Genomic DNA, 11,704 nt, shown 5'->3' with positions numbered 1-11,704 from the left:
TAGCATATTATTGTTATCATTGCATGTTGCCGAATGTAGCAGCGTGCCTGATAGCTGTCACGCAAAAATCACTCACTTTTCTGCCCAATCAATACCTTACGCCGCCAACGCTGGGCCTTTTCGGCTACCGTGTTCTGCACAATTTTTCGGCTTTTGCGCGGAAATACCACCACCGGGCGCGAGATCAACAGGTTATTCGGATACACCACCTGCTCGTTATCCTTGGTACGCAGTACAGTGCTGAACAAATTAATTTCAACAATGCGGCCTTCAAGGTAATTGCCACCGTCAATCACCCTTACTTCCATGCCTTCGGCAAAGGCTTTTTGCCCCAGCAAAATAAAGAAAGCGGTAATGTTACTGAGCAGGCTCCAGGCAGCAAACAGCGCCACGCCGACAACGGCAATCATTGACGAGGCCAGAACCAATAAGCCACGGATATCCACGCCCCAGACCACACTCAGCACCACAATAAGTGCCAGCACCAGCAGAATATGCAGTACCACTGCAGCGCGTTTATTCATTTCAGCTTTAAGCCGGCTGTGCGCAATCACCTGATACAGCAGCGGCATTACCCGCCGGCTGATAATAAAATACAGAATAATAACCGACACGCTGATGATAAGCTGCACCGTAACAGGGCTAAAGTGCCGGATAAACTGCTGACTGTATTCAAAAAAAGACAAAGTATTTACTCCGGTATCGCAGGGTTAATCCAGATCATTAAGCGGCCAGCGCACGATAAAATCTTCAAAATCGTCCATGTTTACCTGCAATTCTGAAATTGTTTTGTTACGTACCGACATTTGTTTTTTATGCATCAGGCTTTTTTTTCCGCCGTTTAACAGCGGGTGCCAGTGCGGCAAACCCCGGCCTTCATGCAAACGCCGGTAAGCACAGCTGGTTGGCATAAAGAAAATATCTTTTAAATTATCTTTGGTCAGTGCAATGCAATCCGGTACCAATACAGTGCGCTGGCTGTACTCGGTGCATTCGCACTTATGGCTGTTCAGGTAACGACAGGCGATATTAGTGTAATGTACCTGTTCGTCCTGGTGCAGCACGGCTGTTGGCCCTTGTTCTTCATCATCGTCGATAAACTTATTCAGGCAGCATTTGGCGCAGCCATCGCACAGCGCCTCCCACTCTTCTTTGTTCATCTGCTCAAGTGGTGTGGTTTCCCAGTAACGTTCTGCAAGTGCCATGCTTAGTTTACTCTGCTGTTAACAGTAAAAAGATCTGCCAGCTGCAGTTGCAGCGTATCACCGCTGTGCAGTGGCCCGACGCCAGCCGGCGTGCCGGTCAGCACTATGTCACCCGGCTGCAGGGTAAAGTGGCTGCTCATTTCGCTGATAAGCTGATGTATGCCGCGGATCATGCTGGCAGTATTGCCTTGCTGACGCGTTTCGCCGTTAACCTGCAGCGTAAACGCCAGTTGCTGCGCATTGCTAATCCGGCTTTTTTCAACAAAAGCTGCCACCGGGCAGGCGCCATCAAAGCCTTTGGCTATCTCCCAGGGTCTGCCTAGCTTTTTAAGTTCAGCCTGTACCTCGCGCAGCGTTAAATCAAGTGCCAGGCTGTAGCCCCAGATCGCATCAGCGACCTCTGCAATACTGGCGTTTTTCAGCGTTTTGCCAATTAATACCGCAAGCTCGGTTTCGTTATGCACCGCCCCTTTGCCAGACGGAATAGTAAAGCCAGGTGTAAGGCTACACAGTGCAGTAGCAGGTTTGATAAAAAACAATGCTTCAGGCGCTGTTTTACTCTGCATCTCGGCAATATGGTCCTGATAGTTCTGGCCAATACAAACCACTTTGCCAACCGGTAACGTTATGTTGTTACCGTTTATATCAAGATGTTGATATGTCATATTATGACTCCGCCGCAACGATAAGATCGGCCAGGTAGCCAACGCTGGTGACAAAATAATAGGACTTGTTCCAGTGCATCAGCACTTTGTAGTTGTCGTACGCCAGAAATGCCCGTCCGCTGTCACCATCGGGTAAAATCAGCGCTGCACTGATATCCCGCACCGGCAGCGCGGTACCGTTTAACCTTTGCAATCCCAAAGCGCTCCAGTCTGACAAGCTGCGTTCTGACTGCGCCCAGCGCCCCAGCCATTCGCTACGCTGCAGGCTGCCACGGGCAATGGCTTGGCTGAAATCAAAGTTCTGTGGCAGCAGCACTTCCCTGCCCCAGGTTTTGTCGTTGTCCCAGCCTTGTTGTTTCAGATAGTTTGCAATAGAGGCAAACACATCCAGCTGATTGGTCCAGATATCTTTTTTACCATCGCCATCACCATCCTGCGCATAGGCCATAAAAGAGCTTGGCATAAACTGGCTTTGCCCCATGGCACCAGCCCAGGAGCCTTTCATATCATTCAGGCTGATATGGCCCTGCGCCAGAATATCCAGCGCCTGGTAAAACTCGGCTTTAAAAAAGGCTTCACGCCGGCCTTCATAAGCCAGCGTAACCAAGGCTGACGGCACAGAATATGTGCCCATAAAGCGGCCGAAACTGCTTTCCAACCCCCACAGCGCGACAATAAAACGTGGCTGCACGCCGTATTTCTCGCCGATTTTGGTCAGTTCCGGCAAATATTGCTGATAGCGTTCCCGCGCCATTTTTATGCGGGTTTCGCTGACTCTTTTCGGCAAATAGGTACTTAGGGTTTCAACAAATTCTGGCTGAGACTTATCAGCGCTGACCACACGTTCATGAAACTGCAGTGATGAAAACACCTCATCAAGCAACTGTGGCGCATAACCTTTAGCCAGCGCCTCCTGCTTTAAGGTGGCGGTGTAATCGGCAAAAGCGGGTTTGGTATCGGCTGCAAAAACGGCAGTACTGAATATAGCCGCAGTGGTAATAGCGATAAGCGTTCTAAACATAAAAAGACCCGTTAATTATGAAAATAGTCGAGAGAAATCAGCGCTGCAGCGCTTTGTGCTGCGCCAGTAAATCTTCCGGCGGAGGCGGCAGCTGTAAGTAAAAACCCTGCTGTTGTAACTGCTGCTTCACTCTATCGATATCTGCCAGCGCCAGATGTTCCCGTTTATCTAAATTAATCACGGTTACCAGCTCGGGTTTACCAAAGGTATCGAGCAATGCCTGCGGCACTGCCGAGAAGTCATCCCGCTGCTTTACATACAAATAGGTACTGTCTTTTTTCCGGCTTTTATACACTGCACACAGCATCGAATAAAACCACGCCTCAACCTTGCTTAACGAAGGCCTAAACTATAACATGAAGCCTTGTTATTGCGTACCCGCCAACAGGCAGCAACGCAAATAAAAGCGCGGTCTGGCAAGGCCTGAACCGCAACCGCGACAAATTATAATAAGTGCGCAAAGAATTAGTTATGTCAGATCAGACTTTGGAACTCAAAGGGAGCCTATTCCCTTTATCGGTACTCTCCTGCCCGGACCTCAGTGTCAGTGCCCTGCAAACTCAATTAAGCCAGAAACTCGCGCAGGCGCCGGCGTTTTTTTATCAGGCCCCTATTATTCTTAACCTTACAGACTGCCAGCAAACACCAGACTTTATTGCGATAAAACAACTATTTACTGAGTTAAAACTGGTACTGGTTGGTGTTTGTGGTGCCAGCAGCACGTTAAAACAACAAGCACAGCAAGCCGGTTTAGCTGCGCTGCAACTGGGTAAAGACAGCAAAGCAGCTGCGGTAGCTGCCGCTCCGGCCAGTAAAGCGGCCCCTGCGGTGAATACAGTAAGTGTGGCGATGGACAGCAAAGTGGTTGAACAGGCGGTGCGCTCTGGCCAGCAGATTTATGCCAAAGGCACTGACCTTATTGTTAAAGGCACGGTCGGCGCCGGCGCCGAAGTGATTGCCGATGGCAATATCCATATCTATGGCACGCTGCGCGGTAAGGCAATAGCCGGTGCTGCCGGTGACAGCAGCAAACGAATTTATTGTTATAACCTGCAGGCCGAGCTGGTATCTATTGCCGGCAACTACTGGCTAAGCGAAAGCCTGCAAGGTGAATTTTGGAGCAAGTCAGCCTGCATTAAGCTGCAGGATGACCAACTGGTATTAGCAGAATTAGTATAAGGAATTTTTGATGGCAAAAATTATTGTTGTCACGTCAGGTAAAGGCGGTGTAGGCAAAACCACCTCCAGCGCAGCTATCGGTACAGGTTTAGCATTAAAAGGCCATAAAACCGTTATTATCGACTTCGACATTGGCCTGCGTAATTTAGATTTGATTATGGGCTGCGAGCGCCGCGTAGTGTATGACTTCGTTAACGTAATTAACGGCGAAGCCAATTTAAAACAAACGCTGATCAAAGATAAACGTACCGACAACCTGTTTATTCTGCCCGCGTCACAAACCCGTGACAAAGATGCATTAACCAAAGACGGCGTAGAACGCGTACTGAACGAGCTGGCTAAAGACTTCGATTTTATTCTGTGTGACTCGCCAGCCGGTATTGAAGCCGGTGCCATGATGGCACTGTACTTTGCTGATGAAGCTGTAGTGGTAACCAACCCTGAAGTGTCGTCAGTGCGCGACTCTGACCGCATTCTGGGTATGTTATCCAGCAAATCACGCCGCGCTGAACAAGGCCTAGACGCGATTAAAGAGCACCTGCTGCTTACGCGTTATAACCCGGAGCGGGTAGAAAAAGGCGAGATGTTAAGCGTAGATGACGTAAAAGAAATTCTCTCTATTGATTTGCTCGGTGTCATTCCAGAGTCGCAAGCCGTGCTAAACGCCTCTAACTCGGGCCAGCCGGTTATTCTGGATGCCGAAAGCGATGCCGGTCAGGCATACCTTGATACAGTCGATCGCTTGCTGGGCGAAAAAGTACCCTTCCGCTTTTTAACTGTGGAGAAAAAGGGCCTGTTAAAACGGATATTTGGAGGATAACGGATGTCATTACTGGATTATTTTCGTTCAAACAAGAAAAACAGCGCCAACACCGCTAAAGAGCGGCTGCAAATTATTGTCGCGCATGAACGCAGAAAGCGTAACAGCCCGGATTACCTGCCGCAGCTGGAGCGCGATATTCTCGAAGTGATCCGTAAATACGTGGATATTTCACCCGAGCAAATTGCCGTATCGCTGGAAAAGCGCGACGACGAACTGTCGGTGCTGGAGCTAAACGTTACCTTCCCGGAAGATAAGCGCTAAGCTGAGCCAACAAACCCGCGCCAGCGGGTTTGTCATTTTTAGCCCCAGACAACGACCTTAAATATAAATCTATGCATCAATTTATCTTTTCAACATTCTATAGTGTTGGCATCTTAGTTATGGTGATATTTACCATGGCTGTGTCGACCAAGCTGGCATCATTCACTTTGGCAACACCAGTTGGCTACCTTGTTAGCGCATTTTTATCCGTGATGTTTGGCTACTGGCAATACAGTAGTTGGGGTTTACGCCGGTTTCAACGCTTTAACATAGCGCGGCTGCATCGGTGGGTACAGCGGTTATCTGGGCTAGCGGCAATTGTTTTTGGCACCCTCGCCTTACTAACTACCGCACTGATGCAAAGGGCTGGTACTTATAACGACGAGCAAACCTTTGCCGCGATATATCCGTTTTTAATATTTATGGCAATGTGCTCAGCCATCTTCAGTGTCGGTAGATTAAGGCGTTGAATCTATGGGGACAGTGAATCAATGAATCTGCCCCTATTGGTGCTATAAAAGATGCTAAAAAATTATCGCGGTTGCTAAGGCTATGAATGTCAAAGCCTTAGCACCTAAACTATCCGCGTACAAAGATCTAAATTTTTTAATGAACTCCGACACACTCACTCTCCTCAGTAATACCTTGAAAAATAACCTCTCAATAGTTATACCAATAACTACACATATAACTTCGCCAAGTTCCTGACTGTTGATCCACGTTGGGATCAATTCTCTTCAAATTAATAGACGGTTTTGAAATCGACTCTTCCGGCCCATTCATTTGTCTCATAAGCTCTTGATCTAGGACATACCATTCCTCGCCATAACGCAGCAGCTGGCCAGAATATAATGATCTCGTTTCTCCAGCGCCTGAGATAGCAACTACAGACTGCCATCCATATTGCTTTGCATGCTGCAACTTGCCGGTAGCATCTAGTTGTTTAAACTGCTGATATGTTTGCCCGTACCGCTTTCTTTCTGTGTTAGTACCATAAGGCAAGGTCTGACAGCTTCTGCTGGGAAAACGTGCTTCCAGCAGCCAGGTCGCTTCATTCCCCTCACCCAATTCATGCTGAACACCGTATAGTTCGCGATAATCTGTTTGATCTTTTTGCTCCATCGCCGCCCAAAGTTCTAGCACTGATAAAGACTGTAGATTCCCTCTTTCATTATTAAAACGCTCAAATCTCTGCCAGTGCTCTGGCCCAAGCTTTGCTGACACTGGCGTAAAAGCTGTGCCGCTAAAATCATAGCGGGCGCAAGCACCCAACTGCTCACGCGGTGTACTGTTAAGAATTTCCAGCATAGCGCTACACATTGCAGGCTCATTGTTAGAAACTAATCTGAATGTAGGCAAGGGTTCTGGTTGGCCATTTAATTCAGTGATCCGGTCTGTGTAGGCTTTGGTTAAACATTCAACTGTGTCGCAGCGATTGCGAACCTTAGTAATCCAGCGCTGCTGTATTTTGTCCAGATTGACTAAACAGTTTTTTAAACACAGTTCATCTTGATTGCTTCTTGCCTTTAAAGATCTCCATAAGCTGTTGTTGTGGTAAGCCACAGCCAACTGCTTATCGAGTTGCATCAAAGTATCATCAGAGCAAATCATCGTCTCTGCCTTAGAAGCTGGCTCGCTGCAATTCAGCTCTGACATAAATTTTTTTAAATTGATCACATCAACCCGTCGTTGCCTTTGCTCACTACTCACCTGCCAATAAGCCACTGCAGCTACCGCAACCCCACTTATCAGCACGACTATGCCAACCGCTGCTTTCCAATTAAATTTCATTAAAACCCCTGCGTTGTATAAGCTCTGAATACCTCATCGCTCCCTTACCCCTTCATCCACCGCTCTAATCACCAGCGACAATAAAAACGCTATAATCCGCCGCTGGCTGCTTTTTACTTGTACGAATTTGCAGCTTATTAAAACTTATTACTGGCCTTGCTGTGGCATGACAACAGAGTAAACAGTTGTCCTTGATAACTTGCGGCAGGAAAGTAACAAAAACATTAATAAATAACAAAGTTTTTAATTTAATTTTAGGCGGGTAGAAAAACACAAAGCCCGCACAAGGCGGGCTTTAACTTAACAGGACCTTCTGTTATTTGGTTTTAAGGCTGGACAAAATCGTCCATTAAAATGAGGCCAACATCTGCGGTTAACCCAACGCCGTCGCGGGCGATAGCGGTGTAAATGCTGTTTGCCTCAAGCGTTAACGCCACCGGGCCAATGGCTGCGGTTTTACTGCCGGCTGGCGTTACTGTGACCACGTAATCCCCCGCGGCCAGCGAGACATAGCCGGTTTCGGCTTTAAAAGGTATATCGGCAAAGGCGGGTGTTGCCGCGCTGATATCTTCGGTCGCGGTAACATAAATATCGACATTACCGGCTAAGGTTGAGCCATGCACGATACGCACCTGCGCTTCTGTCGCTATGCGACGCGGCATATCAGATAATATAAGTGGTTCTATGCTATTTTCGCCCAAAGCGCCCACAGCCAGCACACTGTAATACGCACCGGCATCCAGCATCAGGTCTTCATCTATAACAACCACACTGTTATCGGCATCAGCAGCCACTTTCACATTGTACGTATCAGGCGCCACAGCCACGTAAGGTGTAAAATCCGGGAAGGCTAACGCATCCACCAGGATAATAGCATCATTGACGAGCACATCTACCGCTGGTGCGTCAGATACATTGTGCACCACCCTTACTGAAGATGTCGCATTGGCATCGAGAATAGCCATTTCACTGCCATCCTGCGCCACAGCTAATAAGGATACCGGCGATTCACCAGAGTATTGGCTGTCTATCGCTGCGACAACCAGGTCAGTCCCAGCGGTACTTAAGTCTAAGGTTCCACTGTCAAACACCACGGTATCCGTGCCTGGCAAGGTAATACGCACCTGATACTGGGCAGGGTCAACTTCAACGTAATCGGTAAAGTCTTTAAACATTAATGTTGCAAGCGGCGTGCCCAGCTCTGCATTCGGTGCCGTTACATGCACTTCAACCTCTGGCGCACCGGCTGCGGCATGGACAACCTGCAACCGAATTTTACCGCTGCTAACGTCGGCCGTGGTGCCGGGCACAACCAGCGCTTCGAGTGAGTCATCCATCACTGTGCCTACGGCAAATACGGTGTAGCGTTTTGCCTCCTCCAGACTTAAATCGATTGGGCCGATAACGGTTGCGGTGTCATCACCCGGCAGAAGTGCCTCTGCGGCGATACTATAAGTGGCAGGAGGCAGATCCAGCACTTCAGACGCCTGTGCAAAAGCAAGATCAGTGATAACCGCATCGCCGTTGGCCAGAATATTCACATCAGGTGCGTCGATAACGGCATGCACCACCTGAACGGTAGCATCTTCGACAGCCGGAGGCTCAGGCGTTGGTGCCGGATCATCATCGTCATCTAACCAGCATCCGGTTAAAGAAAGTGCCAATACTGCAGGTAAAGCAAAGTGTTTTATCTTAAGCATTGTTATAACCCTTCAGTTAAAAGTTGCTGAGGTGTTACGCCAAACCAAAGTAGCAGGATCATTGCATTTGAATGACAAAATTAGAACAAAAAGGTCGATAAAAAGCACTGATCCAAGAGCAGTGCATTAACGTAGTGACGGCCCTATCGGCTGATGTGGGCTGGCTGCGGCAGGAAGGGGGCTAAATGGAGCTGACGCCAACCGGTAAGATATTCTGGTATCGGTAATTGCTGACGCTCCTCGTCCGACACCCGCCAGCACCAGTTCAGGTATTCGTTTAGCTGACGCTTAACAGACATAAATTCGGCCGGGATTGCTAACGCCTCAGCTGCGGTTTTTACTGCTTTTGTCAGCTCATTTACGGTTTCTTTGTAACCGGCGAAGCTGTCGTTGTGATAGAACCGCTGCGGGCATTGTGCTGGCGGTAACTCTTTCGCCTGAGTGATAATGTCGACCAGCAGCTTAGCGTGGCGGCGCACATCACGCGGCGGCATGCCCGGAATGTTCATCAGGCTTTCTGCTGTTGATGGCCGGCGTTTGGCAAGTTCAATAAGATGGATATCTTTTAAAATGAGCCCCAGTGCCAAATCACGCTGCTGTGCATAGCTGTAGCGCCAAGCTGCCAGTTCGCGCAGTACTGCCAGCTCACGCGGGGTAAGCTGCCAGCTGTTTTTGATTTCCAGATACTTAAACGCCAATGGCAGCTGTTGATCGCGCCGGCGCATCAATTGTGCCCCTTCAAGTAACAATAGCTGCTGCTGCATTTCACTCATGTGAGACAGCAATTTGTCGTATAACGGATACAGAAAATGCACATCGTTTGCGGCATATTGCAATTGCGTTGCCGTTAGCGGCCGTGCCAGCCAGTCGGTTCGGGATTCGCTTTTATCCAGCACTTCACCACTTAGCTGCTCGACCAGCCGGGCATAGCCCATACTGCTACCCCAGCCAATCAGCTCGGCGGCCAACTGAGTATCAAACAACGGGTTAATATCGATAACCCCTATGGTTGCCAGCGCTTCAATGTCTTCACTGCATGAGTGCAGCAGCTTCACTACACGGTTGTTCGACATCAACTGCACAAAAGGTGTCCAGTCGGTAATTTCAAGCGGGTCAACCAGCGCCAGTGCGGCACCGTCAAACATCTGGATCAGGCCTAGCTTGGGCGCCAGCGTGCTTTGACGGATAAATTCTGTATCCAGTGCCAGCACTTTTTGCTGTGCGGCCTGCTGACAATAAGCTGCCAATGCCGCGTTATCGGTTATTAACCCTGTCATCTGCTACCTGTATTACTTTGGCAATGGAAAATGTACTGCAAACAAAAGCCGGCATCAGAGCCGGCTTTTATTACACTGCGTGTTAACCACGAAGTTCACGCCGTAAGATTTTACCTACATTGGTTTTTGGCAATTCTGCGCGGAATTCTACCAGTTTTGGCACTTTATAGCCCGTTAATTGTTGCCGGCAATGTTGGATGATCTCCTGCTCAGTGAGGCTGGCATCTTTTTTCACGATAAACAGTTTTACCGCTTCACCTGTCGCTTCATTTGGCACACCTACTGCTGCAACTTCCAGCACTTTGTCATGCATGGCGACCACTTCTTCAATTTCGTTCGGGTACACGTTAAAGCCAGACACCAGAATCATGTCTTTTTTACGGTCAACGATATAAAAGAAGCCTTCTTCGTCCATACGGGCGATATCACCGGTATACAACCAGCCGTCTTTTAACACTTTCGCGGTTTCTTCCGGACGATTCAGGTAACCCAGCATAACCTGTGGCCCTTTTACCAGCATCTCACCCGGCTCACCCGGCGGCACTTCGTTACCGTCATCATTAACCAGTTTGATATCAGTGGAGGGCGCCGGTAAACCAATACTACCGTTGTAACCGTCAATATCGTATGGGCTTACCGTTACCAGCGGGCAACACTCTGTCAGGCCGTAGCCCTCAAGTAAGCGGGTACCGGTTACTTTCTGCCAGCGCTCTGCAACAGGGCGCTGTACCGCCATACCGCCACCGATAGAGGCCTTTAAACCACTGAAGTCTAACTGAGCAAAGCCAGGCGTATTCAACAAGCCATTATAAAGTGTGTTCACACCGGTAAAGATCGTGAAATGAAATTTGCTCAGCTCTTTGACGAAGCCTTTCATATCGCGCGGATTTGTAATAAGCAGGTTTGTCGCACCATATTTGAAAAAGGTAAAGAAATTCGCGGTTAATGCAAAGATATGATACAGCGGCAGTGCAGTGACAACCTGCTCTGCCCCTTTTTGCAGTAACTTATCCAGACAGCCACTCACCTGCTCCAGGTTACCCACCATATTACGATGCGTTAGCATAGCGCCTTTGGATACACCTGTAGTACCACCGGTATATTGCAGAAAGGCGATGTCACTACCCTGCAATTCTGGCTTACGGTAGTTAGTAGTAGCACCTTTCTCCAGCACGCTGTTAAAGCGAACAAACTTACTCAGGTTATACGCTGGCACCAGCTTTTTAATATGTTTGACAACCAGATTAACAATGGTGCCTTTAAGCGTGCCAAGACGGTCACCCATTTTGGTCAGAATAATATGATCCAGCTTTACTTTGCTTTCTATCGCAGCCAGCGTGTGGGCAAAATTATCCACTATCACTATGGCTTTCGCTTTCGAATCGTTTAACTGATGTTCCAGTTCTCGCGGGGTGTACAGCGGGTTGACGTTCACGACAACACAGCCAGCACGTAATATCCCCATTAAGGCGATAGGATATTGCAGCAGATTTGGCATCATAATGGCAACAGCGTCACCTTTTTTCAGCCCCAGCTCAGCCTGTAAGTAAGCAGCAAAAGCGGTACTTTGTTTATCCAGCTCGCGGTAACTGATACTTTTACCCATATTGATAAAAGCGGTTTTGTCCGGGTATTGGGCGATGCTTTGTTCAAAAATATCCAGTAATGACGGGTAATGATCAGCGTTAATTTCTGCGGGTACGCCTGACGGGTAACGTTTTATCCAAACTCTATCCACCGCCCTCTCCTCTTGTCTAAGGTTATTATTTTATAGATATAAAA

Annotated in this window: 13 protein-coding genes; 4 read left to right on the top strand and 9 right to left on the bottom strand. The window is 48.5% G+C overall.

Annotation, left to right across the window (positions count from 1 at the left end; translation table 11 throughout):
- Positions 1-68: 68 nt before the first annotated feature.
- Genes AC5SV9_RS17245 through AC5SV9_RS17225 form a run of 5 tightly spaced genes read right to left on the bottom strand, consistent with a single transcriptional unit; the run spans position 69 to position 3,198 of the window.
- On the bottom strand, positions 69-686 hold the full coding sequence (locus AC5SV9_RS17245; RefSeq protein WP_269062634.1) for a mechanosensitive ion channel domain-containing protein: 618 nt from the start codon (positions 684-686) through the stop codon (positions 69-71).
- 24 nt (positions 687-710) lie between these two features.
- Positions 711-1,205 (bottom strand): YcgN family cysteine cluster protein, encoded by a 495-nt coding sequence (locus tag AC5SV9_RS17240; protein ID WP_475148876.1) that lies wholly within the window; start codon positions 1,203-1,205, stop codon positions 711-713.
- A gap of 2 nt (positions 1,206-1,207) precedes the next feature.
- Positions 1,208-1,870 (bottom strand): fumarylacetoacetate hydrolase family protein, encoded by a 663-nt coding sequence (locus tag AC5SV9_RS17235; protein ID WP_475148875.1) that lies wholly within the window; start codon positions 1,868-1,870, stop codon positions 1,208-1,210.
- Between the two features lies 1 nt (position 1,871).
- Positions 1,872-2,891 carry a lytic murein transglycosylase gene (locus AC5SV9_RS17230; protein WP_475148873.1) on the bottom strand — a complete coding sequence of 340 codons (1,020 nt, stop codon included), beginning with the start codon at positions 2,889-2,891 and terminating at the stop codon, positions 1,872-1,874.
- Between the two features lie 37 nt (positions 2,892-2,928).
- A complete protein-coding gene (locus AC5SV9_RS17225) occupies positions 2,929-3,198 on the bottom strand; it encodes a YcgL domain-containing protein (protein ID WP_331923108.1) in 270 nt (89 codons plus the stop codon).
- A gap of 164 nt (positions 3,199-3,362) precedes the next feature.
- Here AC5SV9_RS17225 and minC point away from each other — a divergent pair, with 164 nt between their 5' ends.
- The 4 genes from minC to AC5SV9_RS17205 all read left to right on the top strand — a co-directional run bounded on the left by minC (position 3,363) and on the right by AC5SV9_RS17205 (position 5,624).
- Entirely contained in the window at positions 3,363-4,070 is a 708-nt protein-coding gene (minC, locus tag AC5SV9_RS17220; protein ID WP_397472537.1) for a septum site-determining protein MinC, read from the top strand.
- Between the two features lie 10 nt (positions 4,071-4,080).
- Positions 4,081-4,890, top strand: coding sequence for a septum site-determining protein MinD (gene minD, locus AC5SV9_RS17215; RefSeq protein WP_134055996.1), 810 nt, complete (start codon positions 4,081-4,083; stop codon positions 4,888-4,890).
- Positions 4,891-4,893: 3 nt separating this feature from the next.
- Entirely contained in the window at positions 4,894-5,154 is a 261-nt protein-coding gene (gene minE, locus AC5SV9_RS17210) for a cell division topological specificity factor MinE (protein ID WP_134055998.1), read from the top strand.
- A 119-nt stretch (positions 5,155-5,273) separates the two neighbouring features.
- Positions 5,274-5,624: a hypothetical protein gene (locus AC5SV9_RS17205; protein ID WP_475148871.1), complete on the top strand. Its 351-nt coding sequence runs from the start codon at positions 5,274-5,276 to the stop codon at positions 5,622-5,624.
- 190 nt (positions 5,625-5,814) lie between these two features.
- Here the strand turns inward: AC5SV9_RS17205 and AC5SV9_RS17200 are convergent, their stop codons facing one another.
- The 4 genes from AC5SV9_RS17200 to fadD all read right to left on the bottom strand — a co-directional run bounded on the left by AC5SV9_RS17200 (position 5,815) and on the right by fadD (position 11,660).
- Positions 5,815-6,945, bottom strand: a complete 1,131-nt coding sequence (locus AC5SV9_RS17200) for a lysozyme inhibitor LprI family protein (RefSeq protein WP_475148869.1) — start codon at positions 6,943-6,945, stop codon at positions 5,815-5,817.
- 326 nt (positions 6,946-7,271) lie between these two features.
- Entirely contained in the window at positions 7,272-8,645 is a 1,374-nt protein-coding gene (locus AC5SV9_RS17195; RefSeq protein ID WP_475148867.1) for a DUF4397 domain-containing protein, read from the bottom strand.
- Positions 8,646-8,788: 143 nt separating this feature from the next.
- Positions 8,789-9,922 (bottom strand): ribonuclease D, encoded by a 1,134-nt coding sequence (gene rnd, locus AC5SV9_RS17190; RefSeq protein WP_475148866.1) that lies wholly within the window; start codon positions 9,920-9,922, stop codon positions 8,789-8,791.
- 82 nt (positions 9,923-10,004) lie between these two features.
- On the bottom strand, positions 10,005-11,660 hold the full coding sequence (gene fadD / locus AC5SV9_RS17185) for a long-chain-fatty-acid--CoA ligase FadD (protein WP_475148864.1): 1,656 nt from the start codon (positions 11,658-11,660) through the stop codon (positions 10,005-10,007).
- Positions 11,661-11,704 lie beyond the last annotated feature (44 nt).

The organism is Rheinheimera sp. ATLC3 (assembly GCF_059429535.1).
This window is presented reverse-complemented; position numbering and strand designations above follow the sequence as displayed.